We start from the raw sequence: 22,084 nt of genomic DNA, 5'->3' as shown, positions 1-22,084 counted from the left end.
GCGCGCTGGCGGCCGGCGGCGAGGTCGCCCTGGCGGTCGCCGGCAGCGCCTTCGCGGGCGGCGCGGGCTGCCCGCCGGTCGCGCCGGGCAAGGCGGCGCGCATCATGACCGGCGCCATCATGCCGCCCGGCTGCGACACCGTGATCCCGCAGGAATTCGTGCAGGCGCGGGACGGCCTGATCCGCTTCGACGCGGCCGCGGTGGGCGCCGGCGACAACCGCCGCCTGCGCGGCGAGGATCTCGCCGTGGGCCAGCCCGCGCTGGCCGCCGGACGCATCCTGCGCCCGGCCGACCTGGGCCTGCTGGCCTCGCTCGGCGTGGCCGAGGTCAAGGTGCGCCGGCGCCTGCGCGTGGCCTTCTTCTCCACCGGCGACGAGCTGCGCTCGATCGGCGAGCCGCTCGGGCCGGGCTGCGTCTACGACTCCAACCGCTACACCCTGCACGGCATGCTGCGGCGCCTGGACGTGGACCTGCTCGACATGGGCGTGGTGCGCGACGACCCCGACGCGCTCGAAGCCGCGCTGCGCAGCGCCTGCGAGAATGCCGACGCCGTCATCACCTCGGGCGGCGTGTCGGTGGGCGACGCCGACTATACGAAGCAGATCATGGCGCGGCTGGGCGACGTCACGTTCTGGAAGATCGCCATGCGCCCGGGGCGGCCGATGGCGTTCGGCCGCATCGCCTCCCACGGCCGCGAGGCGCTGCTGTTCGGGCTGCCCGGCAACCCGGTGGCGGTGATGGTGACGTTCTATCATTTCGTGCGCGCGGCGCTGCACCGGCAGATGGGCGCCCAGGTGCCGCCGCTGCCGCTGATGCGCGTGCGCAGCACGCAGCCCATCCGCAAGAAACCCGGGCGCACCGAGTACCAGCGCGGCATCCTGACGCAGGCCGCGGACGGCGGCTGGCAGGTGGGCATCACCGGCCAGCAGGGCTCCGGCGTGCTGCGCTCGATGAGCGAGGCCAACTGCTTCATCGTGCTCGGCCACGACCAGGGCATGGTGGGCGCGGGCGACGAAGTCGAGGTGATGCTGTTCGACGGGCTGATGTAGGCTGGCCCGGTGTCGTTTTTGTGCCGCAGTTTTACGATTGTTTAGCCATCAGACCGGGGGATTTCCGCACCCCGCGGGTGGCGGACTATGCGCCGCAGCACCCATTCGATACACTTGCGCAACATTACTCTGCTTATGCCCCAAGCTGTCATGAATCAGGAGATCGCGTACCTCCACCCGGTCAAAACCGCCCGCGCGCTGGTGCTGGTGTACCTGTGCTTCTCGGTACCTATCGTCTTGCTGGGCCTGTTCGTGGCCTTCATCCGCTACGGCGACCTGCCGGGCATCACGGTGTTCACGGCGCTGATACTCAACGCGCTGGTCGGCTTCGGCCTGCTGTGGCTGGCCTGCAAGGCCTACAACTGGGTCGCGGCGCGCTTCGGCGGCATCGAGGTCACGGTCCGCGACCTGCCTTGATCCGGTCCACCCGCTCCGCCCGGCCGCAAGCCTGAAAAAAGCGCATCGTTCCGATGCGCTTTTTGCTGCCTGCCGCTGTCGCGGGCGTCACGCGGGCGCCGGCACTCAGCCGGCCTCCCCTTCCTCGCCGTCCGGCTCCGGCGCCGCTTCCAGGCCCAGCAGTTCCTGCGCGGCCTCGCCGGGCAGCGCCTCCACCGTGCGCAGCTTGCGCTCCATCTGGCGCGTGCGCACTTCGGCCTGCTCGATGTTGCGCGCGGCCCGCTCGAGCGTGTCGCGCGTCCGGGACAGCACCACGCCGAACTTGCCGAACTCGGTCTTGACCGCGCCGAGCACGCTCCACACCTCGCTCGAGCGCCGCTCCAGCGCCAGCGTGCGGAATCCCATCTGCAGGCTGTTGAGCAGGGCCATCAGCGTGGTCGGCCCGGCCACCGTGATGCGGTGGTCGCGCTGCAGCAGGTCGACCAGGCCGGGGCGGCGCAGCACTTCGGCGTACAGCCCCTCGGTCGGCAGGAACAGGATGGCGAAGTCGGTGGTGGCCGGCGGCGAGACGTATTTCTCCGAGATGGTCTGCGCCTCGCGCCGGATCGCCACTTCCAGCTCGCGCCCGGCCGCGGCCACGCCGTCCGCGTCGCCGCGCTCCTGCGCGTCGAGCAGGCGCTCGTACTGCTCCTTGGGAAACTTGGCGTCGATCGGCAGCCAGACCACGCCGCCGTCGGGGTCCTTGCCCGGCAAGCGGATGGCGAACTCCACGCGCGCGCCGGTATTGCGCACGGTCTCCACGTTCTTGGCGTACTGCTCGCTGGTCAGCACCTGCTCGAGCAGCATCTCCAGCTGCACCTCGCCCCAGGTGCCGCGCGACTTCACGTTGGTCAGCACGCGCTTGAGGTCGCCCACGCCCTGCGCCAGCGCCTGCATCTCGCCCAGCCCGCGATGCACCTGCTCGAGCCGCTCGGACACCAGCTTGAACGACTCGCCCAGGCGCTGCTCGAGCGTGGCGTGCAGCTTCTCGTCCACGGTGCGGCGCATCTCCTCGAGCTTGCCGGCGTTGTTGGCCTCGATCTCCTTGAGCTTCTGCTCGAGCGTGGCGCGCACCTCGCCCAGGCGCCGCTCGTTGCCCTCCGACATCTGCCCCAGCTGCTGCTGCAGCACGTCGCCGAAGCGGCGCAGCGCCGCGCCCTGCTCCTCGCGCGCCTGCTGGCCCTGCGCCAGCAGGTTCTGCCGGACCTGGTCGAGCTGCGCGGCGTTGGATTCGGTCAGCTTGGCGAGCTGCTGCGCGAACATGTCGATCTGGTTGTTCTGCAGCGTGGCGATGCTGGTAAGCTGCGACGACAGCGCCTGCTGGAAGCGCATCATCTGCTGGCCGGCCTCGCCGCGGCCGGTGCGGGCGCTCTCGGCGATCTCGGTGCGCAGCTCGCGCTCGAGCCGGTCGAGCCGCTCGGTGCCGCGCGCGCCTTCGGCGCGCAGCTCGGCGAGCAGCCGCACCAGTTCCGGGCTGGCGCCGTCGCCGCGCCCGCGCAGCACCAATGCCAGCAGCAGCAATACCGCGGCCGCCGCGAGCGCCAGCGTCAGGAGGGAAATCAGGTTCATGTGGGTCGGGAAGGATCGGGAACGCCGTGGCGGCATGGCGCGCCACGGCGGCGCACAGGCTTCAGCGGCGGCGCGCCATCACGTCGGGATTGATCACCGAGGACGGGTGCCCCGCCTGCGGCCCGGCGTCGAGCGCGGCGATCAGGTTGTCGGCGGCAAGGTCGGCCATCGCGCGGCGGGTCTTCTCCGAGGCGCTGGCGATATGCGGGGTCAGCACCACGTTGGGCACCGCCAGCAGGCCGGGATGCACCTGCGGCTCGCCCTCGAACACGTCGAGCCCGGCGGCGAACAGGCGGCGCTCGCGCAGCGCCTCGGCCAGCGCGGCATCGTCGACGATGCCGCCGCGCGCGAGGTTGACCAGCGTGGCCGACGGCTTCATCTGCGCCAGCTCGGCCGCGCCGATGCTGTGGTGGCTCTGCGCGCTGTACGGCAGCACCAGGATCAGGTGGTCGGACTGCGCCAGCAGCCCGGCCTTGCTGACGTAGCGCGCGTTGAGCGCGCGCTCGGTGTCCTCGGGCAGGCGGCTGCGGTTGTGGTAGATCACCGGCATGCCGAAGCCCGCCGCGCGCCGCGCCAGCGCCTGGCCGATGCGGCCCATGCCGAGGATGCCGAGCGTGCTGCCATGCAGGTCCATGCCGAGGAACATGTCGAAGCTCCAGCGCTCCCACTTGCCGGCGCGCAGCCAGTGCTCGGACTCGGTCACGCGGCGCGCGGTGGCCATCAGCAGGGCCCAGCCGAAATCGGCGGTGGTTTCCGTCAGCACGTCGGGCGTGTTGGTCGCCACGATGCCAGCGGCGGTCAGCGCCGCCACGTCGAGGTTGTTGTAGCCCACGGCCATGTTGCAGACCGCGCGCAGCGCCGGCAGCGCCGCCACCAGCGCGCCGTCGATGCGGTCCGCGGCATTGGCCAGCACGCCGGCTTTGCCGGCCAGGCGCGCCTTCAGCGCGGCGGCGTCGAGCGCCTCGTCCTGCTGGTTGCTGTCGACGTCGAAATACTGCGCGAGCCGGTCGATCACTTCGGGAAAGACGGCGCGGGTCACGAGAATGGATGGCTTGCTCATGCTTGGACGTGGAAAAAGATAAAGGTCATCATCAGGAACAACGGCACCAGCACGCACCCCGACCACAGCATGTAGCCGAAGAAGCTGGGCATGCGCACGCCGCGGCTTTCCGCGATGGCCTTGACCATCAGGTTGGGCGCGTTGCCGATGTAGGTATTGGCGCCCATGAACACGGCGCCCCCCGAGATCGCCGCCAGCGTGGAGGCGTTCCGCGTCATCAGCGTGGCGGCATCGCCGCCGGCGGTGTTGAAGAACACCAGGTAGGTCGGCGCGTTGTCGAGGAACGACGACAGGATGCCGGTGGCCCAGAAATACATGCCGTCGACGGGCTGGCCGCCGGCGTCGCTGACCAGGCCGATCACGCCGGCGAACGCGCCGTCCGCGCCGGCCTTGAGCATGGCGATCACCGGGATGATGGTCAGGAAGATGCCGGCGAACAGCTTGCCCACCTCGAGGATCGGCTCCCAGGTGAACTCGTTGCCGGCGCGCGCCGCGGCCGGCGTGATCCACAGCGACAGCAGCGCCACCGCCACCAGCAGCACGTCGCGCACGGCCATCTGCAGGCCGACCGGCGCGCCCATCACGTCGAACGCGATGCCGGGCTGCCACAGCCCGCTCATCAGCACCAGTCCGACCACCGCCAGCAGCAGCACGAAATTGCGCTTGCCCTCGATGCGGATGCCCGCCGAGTCCGGCGTGGGATCGGCCGCGGCCGGCAATTCTTCTTCCCTGTTGAGGTAGTAGTGCCGGTCGACGAAGTAGAAGATCACCAGCAGCGCGCCGCAGATGAACAGGGTCTCGGGGAGGATGTTGCGCAGCGTCCAGAAGAAATCCACGCCCTTGAGGAAGCCCAGGAACAGCGGCGGGTCGCCGAGCGGCGTGAGCGCGCCGCCCGCGTTGGCCACCAGGAAGATGAAGAACACCACCACGTGCGCGACGTGGCGCCGGTTGTCGTTGGCGCGCAGCAGCGGGCGGATCAGCAGCATGGCCGCGCCGGTGGTGCCCATCAGGCTGGCCAGCACCGTGCCGAGCGCGAGCAGGCCGGTGTTCAGGCGCGGCGTGCCGTGCAGGTTGCCGCGCACGCAGATGCCGCCGGCCACGATGTAGAGCGAGGCGATCAGCGCGATGAACGGCACGTATTCGGAAAGCAGCGCATGCACGGCGCTGGCGGCCGCCGCATGCGCGCCGAAGGCCAGCGCGAACGGCACCAGGAACAGCAGCGCCCAGGCCGCCACGACCTTGCCGTAGTGGTGATGCCAGAAGCGCGGCGCGAGCAGCGGCAACAGCGCGATCGACAGCAGCGTGCCGGCGAACGGCAGGGCCCATGCCGGCGACAGCGCCGCACCATCGAGCTCCGCCGCGCCGGCCAGGCCGGGCGTCAGCGCGAGCAGTGGTGAAAGCAAGGCGGGGGCACGGCGCATCGGGCGGGATCTCCTGGTTCTGGATTGCGGCACCCGCGCCGGGCGAAGGCGGCGGGCGGAGACAGCGCGCCGGCCGGCAAGGCGCCGGCACGGCGGGCCGCCGGCGCGCGGCGAAGGCCTCAAGTGTAAAGCAATCGCCGTGGCTTTCCGCCGGCTTTCCGCCGAACTTTCCTGCGGCTTTCCCGCGCGGGCGCCGGGCGCGCGGCGCTCAGTCCTGCTCGACCAGGATCACGTGCACGCGGTAGGGCCCGTGCGCGCCGAGCACGATGGTCTGCTCGATGTCGCCGGTGCGCGACGGGCCGCTGATGACGTTGGTGGCGCGCGGCAATTCGCCGCGCTCGCCGCGCGCCAGCGCGAAGGCGTCCTCGAGGCCGTCGACGATGCGCGAGACCGGCACCACCGCGATATGCGTCTCCGGCAGCAGCGCGGCCGAGGCAAAGGTCTGCGGCCCGGACAGCAGCATCAGCGAGCCGGTCTCGGCGATGGCGCAGAAGCAGCCGGTGATGCCGACCAGGTCGCCGTGGTCGTGGTCGGCCTGCGCGTCGCGCTCGGGCAGGCGGCACTCCACCGCCAGGCCGTGCGCCTGCCAGTCGAGCGCGCCGAAGCTGTCCCAGGCGATGGCGCGGCGCGCCAGGCCCAGGCTGTCGAGGTAGCGCGCGGCCTCGGCCGGCACGTCGGCCAGCGTCGCCACGCGCGCCACCGTGGAGGCCAGCTTGAGCGCCTGCGCCTCGAACGCGGCGATGCGGTCCGCCGGCGCCGGCGGGCGCGGGCCGGCCGGATGGCGCGCGAGATAGTCGGCCACCGCCGCGCGCTCGCCGTTGCTGACTCCGGCGGCGCGGCCCTGGGCGGCGCGGATGCGGGCGAAGATGCGGTCGCGTGCGGAAGAGGTGTCCATGCGTTGCTGTCCGGTGGTGGATGCGGAATGTCTGGAGGCCGGGGTTCCCGGGTTCCCGGGTTCAGGCCGGCGCCTTGATGCCGAATACCTGCCGCAGGTAGGTCAGGTAGGCGGGATCGTCGCACATGGTCTTCTCGGGCGTGTCCGACAGCTTGGCCACCGGCTGCCCGTTGCAGCGGGTCATCTTGATGACGATCTGCAGCGGCGTGTAGCCGAGGTCGTTGGTGAGGTTGGTGCCCACGCCGAAGGCCAGCCGGCAGCGCCCGCCGAAGCGCTCGTACAGCTCGATCACGCGCGGGATGTCGAGGCTGTCGCTGAAGATCAGCGTCTTGCCCAGCGGGTCGACGCGGCCCGCGGCGTAGTGGGCCAGCATGCGCTCGCCCCACGCGAAGGGGTCGCCGGAATCGTGGCGCACGCCGTCGAACAGCTTGCAGAAATAGAGGTCGAAGTCGCGCAGGAAGGCGTCGAAGCCGTAGGTATCGGACAGGGCGATGCCGAGGTCGCCGCGGTACTCCTTGGCCCACACCTCGAGCGCGAACACCTGCGAGTCGCGCAGCCGCGGGCCGAGCGCCTGGCAGGCCTGCAGGTATTCATGCGCCATCGTGCCCAGCGGGATCAGGTTGTGCATGCGCGCGAAATGCACGTTGCTGGTGCCGGCCAACTGGGGCCCGAGCACGCGGCGCATGGTCTGCAGCACCTCTTCCTGCCAGTCGCGCGAGAAGCGGCGCCGCGAGCCGTAGTCGGCGATCACGCAGTCGGCGTGGCCGGGCATCTTCAGCAGGGCCAGCTTCTCTTCGAGCCGGCGGCGGCCTTCGCGCCAGTCCGGCTGCGGCTGCGTGTTGCGGAAGTACACCTCGTTGACGATGGCCAGCAGCGGCACCTCGAACAGGATGGTGTGCAGCCACGGGCCGCGGATGGTGATCTCGATCTCGCCCGCGCCCGATGCGGCGGGCGCCACCGTGACGTATTTCTGGTTGAGGTGGAACAGTCCGAGGAAATCGACGAAATCGCTCTTGATGAAGCGCAGGCCGCGCAGGTAGTCGAGCTCGTCCTCGGTGAAACGCACCTGGCACAACTGGGCGATCTCGTCGCGGATCTCGTCCACGTAGGGCGTCAGGTCCATGCCCGCGTTGCGGCACTTGAAGCGGTACTCGACCTGCGCCGCCGGGAAATGGTGCAGCACCACCTGCATCATGGTGAATTTGTACAGGTCGGTGTCGAGCAGGGATGAGATGATCATGTCAGGCCGGACGGCAAAGCCAAGTCAGTGCGACATGCTAACCGAAAGCGCGCACGCAGGGCTGGCGGCGGGCGCGCTCACCCGCCATCGAGGAAGCGGTCCGGCTGGCGGCCGCGCGCGCTGCCGCGCAGGCACCACAGCGTCTCGCCGTTGTAGCCTGGGCATCCGATCAGCGTGGCCTGCGCGCGCGGCACGGCGCTCGGCAGCGGTTCGGCGAACACGGCCGAGCGCACCGTGATGCGCTCGTGGTAGACCGGCGTGGCCGCGCGGCGGAACACCAGCACCTGGACCGGCGCGCCGCGCGCCGGCTGCAGGCCGGCATCGCACGGCATGAAGCCGGCCTGGCCGCAATTGGCCACGGCCTCGCCGGCGGGCTCGACCACCACGCCGAAGTCGTCCCATTCGAAGCGGGTCAGCGCGGCCAGCGACACCGGCCGGTCGGTCTCCATGCGCCACGCCATCAGCCGCGCCACCACACTCTCGGACGGGCCGCCGGCCTGCGCCAGCGTCTGCGCGTGCGCCACCGGCGCGGCCAGGGCCGGCAGCAGCGCCAGCCCGGCGAGCCGCGCCGCCGCGCGCGTGCGCCGGGCGCTGCCGGCGGGCTGCTGGCGGACGGGAACTGGCATGGCGTTCTCCTCGTTTTGGCGCGCCGGCGGCGCGGGCAGGCCCTGGGGAGCATACAACGGCGCCGGGCCGGGAGCCAGCAAAGCGCGCCGGCGCGGGCGCGCCGGTACTGCGCTGGATCAAACCTACATAAAGAAATAAGAAAACTATCTGATCCGGCTATATAGGAGGATTACCCTAGGTTTGCGCCTCGGCTACAATATCGGTCTTTGAAAGGCCACGGCCTGCGCTCGCGCCGCGCACGGTGAACTCATGGTGGACGGATGGTGAACCCGCGGGGCATCCCATCCGGCCCCGCCCGGCGGCGTGATTCGCAGTGCACAGCAAGCCTGATCCCCCCATCGAAGCCGACCCCGTTTTTCTGGAACCGAAATGACTCACGTTGTCACCGAATCCTGCATCCGCTGCAAATACACCGACTGCGTCGACGTGTGTCCGGTCGATTGCTTCCGCGAAGGTCCGAACTTTCTCACCATCGACCCGGACGAGTGTATCGATTGCGCGGTGTGCGTGGCGGAATGCCCGGTGAACGCGATCTACGCGGAAGAAGACGTGCCCGGCGACCAGCAGCAGTACATCGACCTCAACGCCGAGCTCGCGCGCAACTGGCCGTCCATCACCAAGACCAAGTCGCCGCTGCCCGACGCCGACCAGTGGAAGGACGTCGGCGACAAGCTGCAGTACCTCGAGCGCTGAACGCCTGGATCCGCCGGATCAAGAGAGCAGAACAGGCCAGGAAGCCGTCCCCACATACGCGTTTTCCCGTCATGCCGGGCACATCGGTGCCCACAACGTATCAGGACGAATATGGACTTGAGCATTCCTAACCCCGTCGCCGACGCCAGCCTCAGCGTGGCCACCGGCAACGCCGGCGGCCAGCCGCTGGAAATCGACGCGCTGATCGTCGGCGCCGGACCGGTCGGACTCTTCCAGGTCTTCGAACTGGGCCTGCTCGAAATCAAGGCGCACGTGATCGACTCGCTGAAGGTGGTGGGCGGCCAGTGCGTGGAGCTGTATCCGGACAAGCCGATCTACGACATCCCGGCGGTGCCCATCTGCACCGGCCAGGAGCTCACCGACAACCTGCTCAAGCAGATCGAGCCGTTCGAGCCGACCTTCCACCTGGGCCAGGAAGTCTCGGTGGTGGAGCGCCGCGACGACGGCCGCTTCTTCGTCGAGACCTCGCTCGGCACGCGCTTCATCACCAAGACCATCTTCATCGCCGCCGGCGTGGGCTCGTTCCAGCCGCGCACGGTCAAGGTCGAGGGCATCGACAGGTTCGAGGGCAAGCAGCTGTTCTACCGCGTCAAGGATCCGAGCCGCTTCCACGGCCGCAACCTGGTCATCGTCGGCGGCGGCGACTCCGCGCTCGACTGGACGCTGGACCTGATCGGCAAGGCCGAGTCGGTGGTGATGATCCACCGCCGCGACGGCTTCCGCGCGGCGCCCGCCTCGGTGGCCAAGATGAAGGAACTGTGCGAGCAGCTGGAGATGCAGTTCGTGGTCGGCCAGATCAGCGGCTACGAGGAAAAGGACGGCCTGCTCACCGAGATCAAGGTGACCGGCGCCGACGGCGTGACGCGCCGCCTGCCGCTGGACGACCTGCTGGTGTTCTTCGGCCTGTCGCCCAAGCTCGGCCCGATCGCCGAGTGGGGCCTGGCGCTCGAGCGCAAGCAGATCAAGGTGGACACCGAGAAGTTCGAGACCAACATCCCGGGCATCTTCGCGGTGGGCGACATCAACACCTACCCCGGCAAGAAGAAGCTGATCCTCTCGGGCTTCCACGAAGCCGCGCTGGCCGCCTTCGGCGCCGCGCCCTACATCTTCCCCGAGAAGAAAATCCACATGCAGTACACCACCACCTCGCCGAAGCTGCACAAGATCCTGGGCGTCGATTCGCCCGTGTTCGACTGAACAGCGATGGCCACCGTCCGGTGAAGCGGACGGGAACAAAAAAACCGCCCTTCCGGGCGGTTTTTTTATGGCAGAAATCAAAAACATTGCCTATAATGTGGCCCTCGCCATCGAACACCGACGGCACACGGCCAGCAGCACCGGCCGGCGCATCGGGACCGTTCAGGCGGAACCAGAAGTTTCGCGGCACCGGCGGTAAGAACTACCGCGCAGGTGTTGACGAATAAACGAGAAACTGGTTATAATCCTTTTCTCTGCTGTTCCCTGATAGCTCAGTTGGTAGAGCGACGGACTGTTAATCCGCAGGTCGCTGGTTCGAGCCCAGCTCGGGGAGCCAAAAGTATCGTAGAAAAGCCCGCAAGCAATTGCGGGCTTTTTTGCTTTTGGATTCGCCCTGGCGCATGGCGGACAGCAAGCACCGCCGCCCCGCGTGCCATCGCGCGTGCCACCCCTCCCCCGCGTTACCTCCTGCCTGCCGCGTTCCCTTGCGCGGACGCCATGTCTTGCCGGCACGCCTGCCAGCCTGTTCGTCGACTCACACCTCCCCTCTCCCGCCGTCACCCTGCGCGTTCGCGCATCCAGCTTTCCTCGCTTCCTGCGCGCCCGCGCGGCGCCACGCCCGCCATCGCCGCCGGCGGCGGCGCAGGCTTGACATCAATATGTTCAGCATACAAAATATGTTCGAACATAAACAAGCCGGCGCGCAGAACGCCGCCGCACACCGAGGCTGAGAATGGAAGACAAGGTTGTCGTATTGACGGGCGCGAGCGGCGGCATTGGCCGCGGCATCGCGCTGGCGCTGGCGCTGGCCGGCGCGAAGGTGGTCGTGAACGATGTCGGCGTGTCCCTGTCCGGACAGGGCGGCGACAGCAGCGCGGCCGGGCGCCTGGCCGAGGAGATCGCGCAGGCCGGCGGCACGGCCACGCCCAACGCCGACAGCGTGACGACCTGGCAAGGCGCGGCCAACGTGATCGCGTGCGCGCTCGACACCTATGGCCGCATCGATGCCGTCATCAACAACGCGGGCAATCTGCGCGACCGCTTCTTCCACAACATGAGCGAGGAAGAATGGCGCGCCGTGATCGACGTGCACCTGCATGGCAGCTTCTTCGTCAGCCGCGCCGCGGCGCCACACTTCAGGGCGCAGAACGGCGGCGCCTACGTCCACATGACGTCGACCTCGGGGCTGATCGGCAACTTCGGCCAGGCCAACTATGCCGCCGCCAAGCTGGGCATCGTGGCGCTGTCGAAGTCGATCGCGCTGGACATGCAGAAGTACGGCGTGCGCTCGAACTGCATCGCGCCGTTCGCCTGGAGCCGCATGACGGACTCCATCCCGGCCAACACGCCGGAAGAAGCCGCGCGCGTCGACAAGCTCAAGCGCATGGAAGCCGGCAAGATCGCGCCGATGGCCGTGTACCTCGCCAGCGACGCGGCCAGCGCCGTGACCGGGCAGATCTTCGGCGTGCGCGCCAACGAGATCCTGCTGTTCAGCCAGCCGCGCCCGATCCGCTCGGTGCACCGCAGCGACGGCTGGACGCCGCAGACCATCGCCGAGGTCGCCATCCCCGCCATGCGCACCAGCTTCTACGACCTCGAGCGCTCGCCCGACGTCGTGTGCTGGGACCCCATCTGAATTCCCGCTTCGCACACAGGACGATCATGTCAAAACCAGTGACGAAGGACGGCGCGCCGCCCGCGGCCGGACCCGAGCAGACCTATTTCCGCTACCTCGACGGCGGCGAGTGGCGCGTGCCGAAATGCCGCGGCTGCGGCGCCGTGGTGTTCTACCCGCGCATGCACTGCCTGAACTGCGGCGCCGGCGAATTCGAATGGATCGCGCCGTCCGGCGGCGGCACGGTCCATTCGACCACCGTCATGCGCCGCCCGGCCGAAGCCGGCGGCGACCGCAACCTGTGCCTGGTCGATCTCGACGAAGGATTCCGCATGATGAGCCAGATCGAATCGCCGGACCCGGCCGCCGCCAGGATCGGCGACCGCGTGCGCGCGCGCGTGCGCCCCGAGGGCGAAACGCATCTCGTGGTCTTCACGCTGACGGAGGGCACGGCATGAGCGCGTCGACATTGCGCGGCACCACGGCCATCGTCGGCGTCGGACAGGCGGGCCTGGGCAGCGCCCGCGGCTATACCGAAATGGAGATCCTGGCGCAGGCCGCCGCGCGCGCGGTGGCCGATGCCGGGATGACCATGGCGGACATCGACGGCCTGTGCACGTGCAGCGCGTCGGCCACCATGTGGGCCATGCCGGTGGCCGAATACCTCGGCATCCGCCCGGCCTTCGTCGACAGCACCATGCTCGGCGGCTCGAGCTTCGTCGCCCACCTGCTGCCGGCCATGCACGCGCTGGCCGCCGGCGAATGCAACGCCGTGCTGGTCTGCTACGGCAGCACGCAGCGCAGCGGCGCGGTGGACCGCGCGGCGGTCGGCAAGATGCGGCAGGTGCTGGACCCGCAGCCTTATGAAACGCCGTACCAGCCGATGCAGCCGATCAGCGCGTACGCGCTGGCCGCGGCGCGCCACATGGCCGAGTTCGGCACCACGCGCGAACAACTGGCGGAAGTGGCGGTCGCCGCGCGCGCATGGGCGCGGCTGAATCCCGAGGCCTATTCGCGCGACCCGCTCTCGGTCGAGGACGTGCTGGCCTCGCGCATGATCTGCGACCCGCTGACCGTGCGCGACTGCTGCCTGCTGACCGACGGCGCCGGCGCCTTCGTGCTGGTGCGCGGCGACCGCGCCCGCGACACGCCGAAGCCGCCGGCCTACGTGCTCGGCAATGCCTCGGCGCTGTGGCACCGCCAGATCTCCTCGATGCACGACCTGACCGTGACGGCCGCGACCGAATCGGGCCGGCGCGCCTACCGCATGGCGGGCGTGACCAAGGACGACGTCGACCTGCTGTGCCTGTACGACGCCTTCACCATCAACACCATCCTGTTCCTCGAGGACCTCGGCTTCTGCCCCAAGGGCGAAGGCGGGAATTTCGTCAGCGGCGGCGCGATCGCGCCGGGCGGAACGCTGCCGGTCAACACCAACGGCGGCGGCCTGTCGTTCGGGCATCCGGGCATGTACGGCGTGTTCCTCGTCATCGAGGCCGTGCGCCAGCTGCGCGGCGAGGCCGGCGAGCGGCAGCAGAAGGCCGAGATCGCGCTGGTGCACGGCAACGGCGCCACGCTGTCGAGCCAGTCGACCGCGATCCTCGGCACCGCGGCCGCGCTGTGAGGCGGCTTCAAGGGCTACGAGGCGCAGCGATGGTATGGCCTGCTCGCGCCGGCCGGCACGCCCGACAGCGTGGTGGCGGTGCTGAACAAGGCGGTGGCCGACACGCTGGCCGACGCGCAGTTCCGCAAGACCGTGGGCGACCTCGGCTACATCCCCGCGCCGTCCACGCCGCCGGCATTCATGGACTACATCAAGCAGGAAATGGCGCGCTGGTCCAAGGTGGTCAAGGACGCCAACATCAAGCTCGAGTGAGGACATGGCATGGGGTGGCGGATGCGGGGGCGGATGCAGGAGCGGAGCCCGGAACAGGTGAACGGCGGCATCGCGCCGGACGGCTTCGCGGCGGGCGCCGGGTGCGGCGATATAATCCGCTCGTCATTTACCTGGTCCGGACCAAGCCGTGAGCGTTACGAAGCCGCGTTACGTCGAGCTGACGGAGATGTTGTTGAACGACATCGCCTCAGGCGCCTATCCCGTGGGAAGCTGTCTGCCCGGCGAGCTCGAGCTCGCGCAGAAGTACGGCGTCGGCCGGGGCACGGTGCGCGCGGCGCTCGACCAGGTCCAGGCGCTCGGGCTCATCTCGCGCCGCAAGCGCGCCGGCACGCGCGTCGAGGCCTCGGCGCCGCCGGCCACCGGCTACGCGCCGACCATCTCCACCGTCGACGAGCTGCTGCAGTACAGCGCCAACACCCAGCGCGTGATCCACAGCATCAAGAACATCGTGGTGGACGTGGAAATGGCCGCGCGCCTGGGCTGCGCGCCCGGCACGCACTGGATGGAGGTGCAGGCGGCGCGCGTCGACCCGCTCACGCACGCCTGTCCGGTGGCATGGTTCCACGTGTACGTGCGCGCGGCCGACGGCGGCAAGATCCGCCGCCAGCTGCGCCATACGCAGGAGCTGATCTGCGACCTCATCAGCGACGTGACCGGCAGCGTGGTGATGGAGATCCGGCAGACGGCCAGGGCCGTGGGCGTGCCGGAGGCGCTGGCGGCCAAGCTCGGCACGGAGCCCGGCGCCCATGCGCTGGAGTTCGTGCGCCAGTACTACGACCAGTCGCACACGCTGATGGAAGTCTCCATCAGCATCCAGCCGGCGGACCGCTTCAGCTACACCACGGTGCTGCAGCGGCGCATGCCGCCGGCCGCCGCCGCGGCGACCTGAACCGCGCCGGCCCGGGCCTGCGCGCGCTAGGCCAGTCCGCGCGCCATCCTGGCGGGATCGACCAGGCGGTCGTACTCCTCCCCGCTCAGCAGCCCCAGCTCGAGCGCCGCCGCGCGCGGCGTGATACCGCGCTCGAGCGCGGTGCGCGTGATGCGCGCGGCGCGGTCGTAGCCGATCACCGGGTTGAGCGCGGTCACGGCCAGCAGCGCGCCGTCCACGTTGGCGGCCAGCCGCTCGCGGTTCACGTCCAGCCCCGCCACCAGCTTGCGCGCTAGCACCTGCATGCTGTCGGACAGCACGCGGATCGACTGCAGCATGTTGTGGATCAGCACCGGCTTGGCGACGTTGAGCTCGAAGTTGCCGGACGCGCCCGCCAGGGTGACGGTGACGTGGTTGCCCATGACCTGCATGGCGGCCTGAACGGCCACTTCCGCGATGGTCGGGTTGCGCTTGCCGGGCATGATCGACGAGGTCAGCCCGTCGTCCGGGATGACCAGCTCGCCCAGGCCGCAGCGCGGCCCCGACCCCAGCCAGCGCAGGTCGTTGGCGATCTTGGCCAGCGAGGTGGCGATGACGTTGAGCACGCCCGAGAGCTCGACCAGCGTGTCGTGCGCGGCCATGCCCTCGACCTTGCAGGGGCTGGGGCTGAACGCCAGGCCCGCGAGCTGGCCGGCTTCCTCGCAGAAGGCCTGGTCGAAGCCGCGCGGCGCGTTGAGGCCGGTGCCGGCCGCGGTGCCGCCCTGCGGCAGCACCAGCAGGCGCGGGAACACGCTGTCGATCCGCGCGAGGCCGCCGGCGGCCTGCGTGGCGAAGCTCTCGAAGGCCTGCGCCATCGTCATCGGCACGGCGTCCATCAGGTGCGTGCGCGCCACCTTGAGCACGCCCGCGAAGGCGCGCGCGCGCTCCTGCAGCGTATCGCGCAGCAGCGCCAGCGCCGGCTGCAGGCGCTCGCGCACTTCCAGCGCCGCGGCCATCTGCATCACGGTCGGGAAGCTGTCGTTGGAGGACTGCGAGGCGTTCACGTGGTCGTTCGGATGCACCGGCGACTTGGTGCCGAGCGGCTGGCCGAGCAGCTCGTTGGCGCGGTTGGCGATGACCTCGTTGGCGTTCATGTTGGTCTGGGTGCCCGAGCCGGTCTGCCAGATGGTCAGCGGGAAATGCGTGTCGAAGCGGCCGGCGCGCAGTTCCGCCGCGGCGGCCTCGATGCTTTGCGCCAGCGCGGGATCGAGCGCGGCGCAGCGCACGTTGGCGCGCGCCGCCGCCATCTTGTGCAGGCCGAAGGTGCGGACCAGACAGGCCGGGAAGCGCTCGTCGCCGACCTCGAAGACGCCGAGCGCGCGCTGCGTCTGCGCGCCCCAGTAGCGGTCGGCGGGAATCTCGACCGGGCCGAAGGCGTCATGCTCGACGCGGGTAGCCGTCATGGTGTTCACTTGGTTTCAATCCGGTGGAAGCGGCCCGGCGGCGCCGGCCGCTCCCCGCTCGGGAAGACGGCGGACACCGCCGGGCCGCGTGGTGGACCTGCGCGCAGGTCAGAGCGTGGGCGCCTTGGGCAGCGCGCCATGCGGATCGACCTCGACCGCCGCGGCGTCGGCGGCGAAGCCGGGATAGCGCTCGGGATAGAAGTACGGCTCGGCCACCTTGGCGTCGAACGTGCCCGACCACTTCGCCACCACCACCGTCGCCACGCCGTTGCCGATGGTGTTGCAGGTGGAGATGGCCATCGACAGGAAGCGGTAGACGCCGAAGATCACGGCCAGCCCTTCCACCGGCAGCAGCCCGGTGGAGGTCACGGTCGCGGCGAACACCACGAACGAGCCGCCCGACACCGTCGCCGCGCCCTTCGAGGTCAGCAGCATCAGCAGCAGGATGCCGATCTGGTGGTCCAGCGTGAGCGGCACGCCGTAGGCATGCGAGATGAACATCACGCCCATCGCCATGAAGATGGAGGTGCCGTCGAGGTTGAACGCATAACCCGTGGGCAGCACCAGCCCGACCGTCTGCTTGGCGCAGCCCAGGCGCTGCAGCTTGATCAGCAGGCGCGGCAGCGCGCTCTCGGACGACGCCGTGCCGAGCACGATCAGGATCTCGTCCTTGATGTAGCGCAGGAAGCGCCACAGGCTGAAGCCCGCCAGCCGGGCCGCCAGCCCCATCACCACGGCGATGAACAGCACCACCACCGCGTAGAAGCTCAGCACCAGTTGCGCCAGCGCGACCAGCACGGCGGCGCCGTTGCTGCCCACCGAGTAGGCCACCGCGCCGAACGTGCCGATCGGCGCGAGCTTCATCACCAGGTTGATGAAGGAGAACAGCACCTCGGAGATGGTCTCGAGGCCGTCGTTGACCTTGGCGCGGCGCGACTCCGGGATCGCCAGGATGCCGATGCCGACCATCACCGCGAGCACCACCACCTGCAGCAGCTCGCCCTTGGCGAAGGCGCCGACGAAGTTGTCCGGCACGATGTGGAGCAGGAACTCCAGCAAGCCCTGCGGCGCGGCCGCCTTGGCCACGGCCACCGGCGCCGCGCCGGCGGCGGCGGTCATGCCCTTGCCGGTCTGCAGCAGGTTGCCGGCGAACAGGCCGAAGATGAGCGCGATGGTGGAGATCACCTCGAAATAGACGATCGAGCGCCAGCCCACGCGCCCGGCGCTGCGCACGTCGCCGGCCGAGGCGATGCCGTGCACGATGGTGAGGAACACCAGCGGCGCCACGCCGGCCTTGATCAGCGACAGGAACATGTCGCCCAGCAGCTTGAGCTGCGGCGCGAGCTTCGGAAAGGCAAAGCCGACCGCGATGCCGAGTATCAGCGCCAGCAGCACCTGCATGCCGAGCTTGCGGTACCAGGGCAGCGGCTTCGGGGGCGCCGTCGTGGCGGCGCCGGTGGATTCGTTGTGCATGATGTCTTCCTCCACCGCTATCTCAGACCCCGGCCTGCGCCGACAGCGCCACGGCGCGGTCGACCATCTGCGGCGCGAGGCCCAGGTAGTTGGCGGGGTCGGTCATGCGCTCGATGGCGGCGCGGTCGAAATGCGCCGTGACCGCGGGCAGCGCGGCCAGCGCCTCGGCCAGCGTGCCGCCGTGCTCGTTGACGGTGCGGCAGGCGTCGTAGACCACGTCGTGCGCCTGCTGGCGGCCGATGTACGGCGCCATGCCCATCATCACCGCCTCGGCCACGATCAGGCCGCGCGAGATGCCCAGGTTGTGCTTCATGCGCGCCTCGTCGACGATCAGGCCGCCGAGCGCGAACCTGGCCTGGTGCAGCGCGCCCGAGGTGAGGATGAAGCTCTCGGGAATGGCGATCCACTCGGCGTGCCACGGGCCGGTGGCGCGCTCGAAGTCCTGCACCATCGCATCCACCATCAGGCCGGCATGCTGGCGCACCGCCTTGGAGGCGGCGAGCATCAGCTCGCTGGAGATCGGGTTGCGCTTCTGCGGCATGGTGCTGCTGGCGCCGCGGCCCTTGACGAACGGCTCGTAGACCTCGGCGAACTCGGTCGAGGCCATGATCATGATGTCGAGCGCGATCTTGCCCAGCGAGCCGGTCACCAGGGCCAGCAGGTTGACCGCTTCGGCGAAGCCGTCGCGCGCCACGTGCCAGGTGGTGGCGGGCACGCCGAGGCCGAGTTCCTCGGCCAGCGCCTTCTGCACTTCGAAACCCTTGTCGCCGAGCGAGGCGAGCGTGCCGGCGGCGCCGGCGAACTCGACCACGGCCACGCGCGGGCGCAGCTCGGCGATGCGCTGCTGGTGGCGGTCGAACATCGCCAGCCAGATCGCCACCTTGTAGCCGAACGTCACCGGCAGCGCCTGCTGGAGGTGGGTGCGGCCGGCCATCGGCGTGTCGCGGTGCTTCTGCGCCAGCGCGGCGAGCACGCCGCGCAGTTCGCGCACGTCCGCATCGATGCTGTCGAGCGCGTCGCGCACCTGCAGCGCGACCGCGGTGTCCATGATGTCCTGGGTGGTGGCGCCCCAGTGCACGTAGCGCCCGGCCTCGCCGCACATGGCCACCATCTGGTGCACCAGCGGCAGGATCGGGTAGCCGACGATGTCGGTTTCCTCGCGCATGTGGTCGAAGTCGATGCGCTCGATCCGCGACTCGCGCGCGATCACCTCGGCCGCATCGGCGGGAATCACGCCCGCGCGCGCCTCGGCCCGCGCCAGCGCCACCTCGACGTCGATGTAGCGCTGGATCAGCGCGCCGTCGGAAAATACCTGCCGCATCTTCTGCGTGCCGAACGCGTCGCGGAACAGGATGGAATCAACGACGGTGCTTGCCGCCGGAAGGGAGGAAGTTAGCATGGGGCCCGATGAGCGAGTGGAAATGACGGAAGCGCGGAAGAAACGCGAAAGAGCAGCGGAAGAACCGCAACACAATCGGACATATATGTCCGGACATATGCATAGTGTAATATGTCCGGACATTCCCCTCAACCAAGCGTTAACCCTTAGTCAGAATCCAGTGCCTTTGCATGACCAAGCCTAATTACGCGGAAATCGCGCGCCAGCTGATCGAAGGCATCACCAGCGGCCGCTTCGCCGTCGGCTCGCTGCTGCCGACCGAGTTCGAGCTGTGCGAGCAATACCGGACCAGCCGCCACACGATCCGCGCCGCCTTGCAGGAGGTGCAGCAGCTCGGCCTCGTGTCCCGGCGCAAGAACGTCGGCACGCGCGTCGAGGCGGCCAGGCCGAAGACCGTCTTCCGGCCGTCGCTGGCCTCGGTCGACGACCTCGTGCAGTTCGGCGAGGAACACCTGCGCGTGGTGCAGTCGACCGGCGAGGTGACAGTGACCGGCGCGCTGGCGAAGGAACTGGGCTGCGCGAGCGGCAGCCGCTGGCTGCGCGTGTCCAGCCTGCGCATGACCGGCGACGCCGCCGGCGCGCCGATCGGCTGGACCGACGTCTACGTGGACCCGGCCTACGGGGAGATCGGCGAACTGGTGCGCGCGTCCCCCGACACGCTGATCAGCGCCCTGATCGAGACCCGCTACGGCCGCCAGATCGCCGAGATCCACCAGGACGTGCGCGCCTGCACCGTGACCGACGCGGCCCTGGCGCGCGCGCTGCGGCTCGACGTCGGCGCCGCCGCACTGAAGATCGTGCGCCGCTATCTCGACAAGGCCGGCGAGGCGTTCGAGGTGTCGGTCTCGGTCCATCCGGCGGAGCGCTTCTCGGTGTCGATGCGGCTGCAGCGCTCGGGCGCCTGAAGCGGCGGAAGCAACGGAAGCGGCGGGCGCCGGAAAAGCAAAAGGCCGGCATGACGGCCGCCGGCCTTTTGTTTTCTCTTGCGGCTTGCGCGCGGCGCTATGCCGAAGCGCTGCGCGACGGCTGCCCGTACAGCCCGCACTCCAGGTCGCTTTCCAGTTCTTCTATCCACGCCAGCCCCGGGGCCGCCTCGTAGGCGCTCTGCGCGCTGGTCGACAGCCGCCGCACGCCGAGCCGGCGCGGCTGGCCCGCGTCGGCCTGTTCCTGCGTGATCTCGAAATCGCCGGGCGCGAAGCCCAGCCGCTCGCACAGGACCTGGACCTCGTGCTGCTCATCGGCAGGCAAATGGGGATATAGCTGCTCGGCCATCGCACTCTCCTTTCGAGTCGAAGCGGCGCCGCGCGGCACGTGCCGGCCGCGCGGCGCCTTCGCCCTGCCGCTCAGGGCACGCTAGCGCGTCTGCCGGCTGTTGATGACGGCCTCCGCCACACTGGCCGGCGCTTCCGTGTAGTGCTTGAATTCCATCGTGTAGGTGGCGCGCCCCTGGGTCAGCGAGCGCAGCGAGGTCGAGTAGCCGAACATGGTGGCCAGCGGCACCTCGGCGCGCACCAGCTTGCCGCCGCCGCCGGCGATGTCCTCCATGCCGTGCACGATGCCGCGCCGCGAGGACAGGTCGCCCATCACGTTGCCGGTGAACTCCTCGGGCGTCTCCACTTCCACCGCCATCATCGGCTCGAGCAGGATCGGCCTGGCGCGGCGCATGCCTTCCTTGAACGCCATCGAGCCGGCCATGCGGAAGGCGTTTTCGTTCGAGTCGACGTCGTGGTACGAGCCGAACACCAGCGTGGCCTTGACGTCCACCACCGGATAGCCGGCCAGCACGCCGGTCTCCAGCGTCTCGCGGATGCCCTTGTCCACCGCCGGGATGAATTCGCGCGGCACCACGCCGCCCTTGATCGCGTCGACGAACTCGTAGCCCTTGCCGGCCGGCTGCGGCTCGAGGTCGATCACCACGTGGCCGTACTGGCCGCGCCCGCCGGATTGCTTGACGAACTTGCCCTCGACGTCCTTGGCGGCCTGCTTGATGGTCTCGCGGTAGGCCACCTGCGGCTTGCCGACCGAGGCCTCCACGTTGAACTCGCGCTTCATGCGGTCGACCAGGATTTCCAGGTGCAACTCGCCCATGCCGGAGATGATGGTCTGGCCCGATTCCTCGTCGGTATGCACGCGGAACGACGGGTCTTCCTGCGCCAGCCGGTTCAGCGCCAGGCCCATCTTTTCCTGGTCGGCCTTGGTCTTGGGCTCGACCGCCTGCGAGATCACCGGCTCGGGGAAGCTCATGCGCTCGAGGATGATGACGTTGGCCGGATCGCACAGCGTGTCGCCGGTGGTCGCCTCCTTGAGGCCGACCGCGGCGGCGATGTCGCCGGCGCGCACTTCCTTGATCTCGCTGCGCACGTTGGCGTGCATCTGCAGGATGCGGCCGAGGCGCTCCTTCTTGTCCTTGACCGGGTTGTAGACCGTGTCGCCCGAGTTCACCACGCCGGAATAGACGCGGAAGAAGATCAACTGGCCGACGAAGGGATCGGTCATGATCTTGAAGGCCAGCGCGGAAAACGGCTCGTCGTCGCTCGGATGGCGTTCGGCTTCCTTGTCGTCCGGGGTGTGGCCGAGGATGGCGGGCACGTCGATCGGCGACGGCAGGTAGTCGATGACGGCGTCGAGCAGCGTCTGCACGCCCTTGTTCTTGAAGGCGCTGCCGCACAGCATCGGCACGATCTCGTTGGCGATGGTGCGCCGGCGCAGCGCCGCCTTGATCTCTTCCTCGCTCAGGGCCTCGCCGCCGAGGTATTTGTGCAGCAGTTCGTCGCTGGCTTCCGCCGCCGCCTCGACCATCTTCTCGCGCCACTCGGTGGCCAGGCCCAGCAGTTCGGCGGGCACCTCGCGGTACTCGAAATGCAGGCCCTGGCTGGTGTCGTCCCACACCGTGGCCTTCATCTTGACGAGGTCGATCACGCCCTGGAAGCCATCCTCGGCGCCGATCGGGATCTGCACCGGCACCGGGGTGCCCTTGAGGCGCTCGGCGATCTGCGCGCGCACGCGGAAGAAGTCCGCGCCCACGCGGTCCATCTTGTTGACGAAGGCGATGCGCGGCACCTTGTACTTGTTGGCCTGGCGCCAGACCGTCTCGGACTGCGGCTGCACGCCGCCGACCGCGTCGTAGACCATGCAGGCGCCGTCGAGCACACGCATCGAGCGCTCCACCTCGATGGTGAAGTC

At 69.4% G+C, this 22,084-nt stretch carries 22 protein-coding genes and 1 tRNA gene; 11 read left to right on the top strand and 12 right to left on the bottom strand.

Going from position 1 to position 22,084, the window contains the following annotated elements:
• Together glp and K206_RS0130185 are read left to right on the top strand one after the other, a co-directional pair.
• Positions 1 to 1,049, top strand: a 1,049-nt coding sequence (glp, locus tag K206_RS0130190; protein ID WP_020206063.1) for a gephyrin-like molybdotransferase Glp, incomplete at its 5' end; no start/stop codon positions are given.
• Between the two features lie 150 nt (positions 1,050 to 1,199).
• The gene (locus K206_RS0130185; protein ID WP_020206062.1) at positions 1,200 to 1,466 is read left to right on the top strand and encodes a hypothetical protein; all 267 of its coding nucleotides are present in this window, start codon (positions 1,200 to 1,202) and stop codon (positions 1,464 to 1,466) included.
• Positions 1,467 to 1,571: 105 nt separating this feature from the next.
• Here the strand turns inward: K206_RS0130185 and rmuC are convergent, their stop codons facing one another.
• The 6 genes from rmuC to K206_RS0130155 all read right to left on the bottom strand — a co-directional run bounded on the left by rmuC (position 1,572) and on the right by K206_RS0130155 (position 8,295).
• Complete coding sequence (gene rmuC, locus K206_RS0130180; protein ID WP_020206061.1) at positions 1,572 to 3,053, bottom strand: DNA recombination protein RmuC; 1,482 nt, start codon at positions 3,051 to 3,053, stop codon at positions 1,572 to 1,574.
• Between the two features lie 61 nt (positions 3,054 to 3,114).
• A complete protein-coding gene (locus tag K206_RS0130175) occupies positions 3,115 to 4,113 on the bottom strand; it encodes a D-glycerate dehydrogenase (protein ID WP_020206060.1) in 999 nt (332 codons plus the stop codon).
• Positions 4,110 to 5,534, bottom strand: a complete 1,425-nt coding sequence (locus K206_RS0130170; protein ID WP_029044253.1) for a sodium:proton antiporter — start codon at positions 5,532 to 5,534, stop codon at positions 4,110 to 4,112. The genes K206_RS0130175 and K206_RS0130170 overlap by 4 nt, the downstream gene beginning before the upstream one ends.
• Before the next feature lie 208 nt (positions 5,535 to 5,742).
• Positions 5,743 to 6,429: a lactate utilization protein C gene (locus tag K206_RS0130165; protein WP_020206058.1), complete on the bottom strand. Its 687-nt coding sequence runs from the start codon at positions 6,427 to 6,429 to the stop codon at positions 5,743 to 5,745.
• Between the two features lie 61 nt (positions 6,430 to 6,490).
• On the bottom strand, positions 6,491 to 7,669 hold the full coding sequence (gene pncB / locus K206_RS0130160) for a nicotinate phosphoribosyltransferase (protein WP_020206057.1): 1,179 nt from the start codon (positions 7,667 to 7,669) through the stop codon (positions 6,491 to 6,493).
• Between the two features lie 77 nt (positions 7,670 to 7,746).
• The gene (locus tag K206_RS0130155) at positions 7,747 to 8,295 is read right to left on the bottom strand and encodes a hypothetical protein (protein ID WP_020423969.1); all 549 of its coding nucleotides are present in this window, start codon (positions 8,293 to 8,295) and stop codon (positions 7,747 to 7,749) included.
• A 370-nt stretch (positions 8,296 to 8,665) separates the two neighbouring features.
• Between K206_RS0130155 and fdxA the strand changes: the two genes are divergently transcribed.
• From fdxA to K206_RS0130140, 3 genes are all read left to right on the top strand, one after another.
• Positions 8,666 to 8,989 (top strand): ferredoxin FdxA, encoded by a 324-nt coding sequence (gene fdxA / locus K206_RS0130150; RefSeq protein WP_020206055.1) that lies wholly within the window; start codon positions 8,666 to 8,668, stop codon positions 8,987 to 8,989.
• A gap of 111 nt (positions 8,990 to 9,100) precedes the next feature.
• Positions 9,101 to 10,207: an NAD(P)/FAD-dependent oxidoreductase gene (locus tag K206_RS0130145; RefSeq protein ID WP_020206054.1), complete on the top strand. Its 1,107-nt coding sequence runs from the start codon at positions 9,101 to 9,103 to the stop codon at positions 10,205 to 10,207.
• 261 nt (positions 10,208 to 10,468) lie between these two features.
• Positions 10,469 to 10,544 (top strand) — tRNA-Asn (locus tag K206_RS0130140).
• Positions 10,545 to 10,764: 220 nt separating this feature from the next.
• On the opposite strand, the gene K206_RS44695 is transcribed toward K206_RS0130140, so the two are convergent.
• A complete protein-coding gene (locus tag K206_RS44695) occupies positions 10,765 to 10,896 on the bottom strand; it encodes a hypothetical protein (protein ID WP_255359662.1) in 132 nt (43 codons plus the stop codon).
• 44 nt (positions 10,897 to 10,940) lie between these two features.
• On the opposite strand from K206_RS44695, the gene K206_RS0130135 reads away from it, so the two are divergent.
• The 5 genes from K206_RS0130135 (at position 10,941) to K206_RS0130115 (ending at position 14,608) form a co-directional block, all read left to right on the top strand.
• Positions 10,941 to 11,843, top strand: coding sequence for an SDR family oxidoreductase (locus K206_RS0130135; protein WP_029044252.1), 903 nt, complete (start codon positions 10,941 to 10,943; stop codon positions 11,841 to 11,843).
• Between the two features lie 26 nt (positions 11,844 to 11,869).
• The gene (locus K206_RS0130130) at positions 11,870 to 12,280 is read left to right on the top strand and encodes a Zn-ribbon domain-containing OB-fold protein (protein WP_052166023.1); all 411 of its coding nucleotides are present in this window, start codon (positions 11,870 to 11,872) and stop codon (positions 12,278 to 12,280) included.
• On the top strand, positions 12,277 to 13,446 hold the full coding sequence (locus K206_RS0130125) for an acetyl-CoA acetyltransferase (RefSeq protein ID WP_029044251.1): 1,170 nt from the start codon (positions 12,277 to 12,279) through the stop codon (positions 13,444 to 13,446). The genes K206_RS0130130 and K206_RS0130125 overlap by 4 nt, the downstream gene beginning before the upstream one ends.
• Positions 13,447 to 13,485: 39 nt before the next feature.
• Positions 13,486 to 13,698 carry a tripartite tricarboxylate transporter substrate-binding protein gene (locus K206_RS0130120; RefSeq protein WP_081651567.1) on the top strand — a complete coding sequence of 71 codons (213 nt, stop codon included), beginning with the start codon at positions 13,486 to 13,488 and terminating at the stop codon, positions 13,696 to 13,698.
• A gap of 148 nt (positions 13,699 to 13,846) precedes the next feature.
• Positions 13,847 to 14,608, top strand: a complete 762-nt coding sequence (locus K206_RS0130115; RefSeq protein ID WP_231401709.1) for a GntR family transcriptional regulator — start codon at positions 13,847 to 13,849, stop codon at positions 14,606 to 14,608.
• A 26-nt stretch (positions 14,609 to 14,634) separates the two neighbouring features.
• Here the strand turns inward: K206_RS0130115 and K206_RS0130110 are convergent, their stop codons facing one another.
• From K206_RS0130110 to pcaB, 3 genes are all read right to left on the bottom strand, one after another.
• Positions 14,635 to 16,029: a lyase family protein gene (locus K206_RS0130110; RefSeq protein ID WP_052166025.1), complete on the bottom strand. Its 1,395-nt coding sequence runs from the start codon at positions 16,027 to 16,029 to the stop codon at positions 14,635 to 14,637.
• A gap of 108 nt (positions 16,030 to 16,137) precedes the next feature.
• Complete coding sequence (locus K206_RS0130105; protein ID WP_155888335.1) at positions 16,138 to 17,502, bottom strand: cation:dicarboxylate symporter family transporter; 1,365 nt, start codon at positions 17,500 to 17,502, stop codon at positions 16,138 to 16,140.
• A gap of 22 nt (positions 17,503 to 17,524) precedes the next feature.
• Positions 17,525 to 18,901, bottom strand: coding sequence for a 3-carboxy-cis,cis-muconate cycloisomerase (pcaB, locus tag K206_RS0130100; protein WP_020206046.1), 1,377 nt, complete (start codon positions 18,899 to 18,901; stop codon positions 17,525 to 17,527).
• Positions 18,902 to 19,071: 170 nt separating this feature from the next.
• Here pcaB and K206_RS0130095 point away from each other — a divergent pair, with 170 nt between their 5' ends.
• Positions 19,072 to 19,806, top strand: coding sequence for a GntR family transcriptional regulator (locus K206_RS0130095; RefSeq protein ID WP_020206045.1), 735 nt, complete (start codon positions 19,072 to 19,074; stop codon positions 19,804 to 19,806).
• 97 nt (positions 19,807 to 19,903) lie between these two features.
• Here the strand turns inward: K206_RS0130095 and K206_RS0130090 are convergent, their stop codons facing one another.
• Both K206_RS0130090 and fusA read right to left on the bottom strand, forming a co-directional pair.
• Positions 19,904 to 20,173, bottom strand: coding sequence for a hypothetical protein (locus tag K206_RS0130090; protein WP_020206044.1), 270 nt, complete (start codon positions 20,171 to 20,173; stop codon positions 19,904 to 19,906).
• 81 nt (positions 20,174 to 20,254) lie between these two features.
• Positions 20,255 to 22,084: elongation factor G (gene fusA, locus K206_RS0130085; protein ID WP_020206043.1), on the bottom strand; the 1,830-nt coding region annotated here is incomplete at its 5' end.

Source organism: Cupriavidus sp. WS, assembly GCF_000395345.1.
GTDB lineage: Bacteria > Pseudomonadota > Gammaproteobacteria > Burkholderiales > Burkholderiaceae > Cupriavidus > Cupriavidus basilensis_B.
This window is presented reverse-complemented; position numbering and strand designations above follow the sequence as displayed.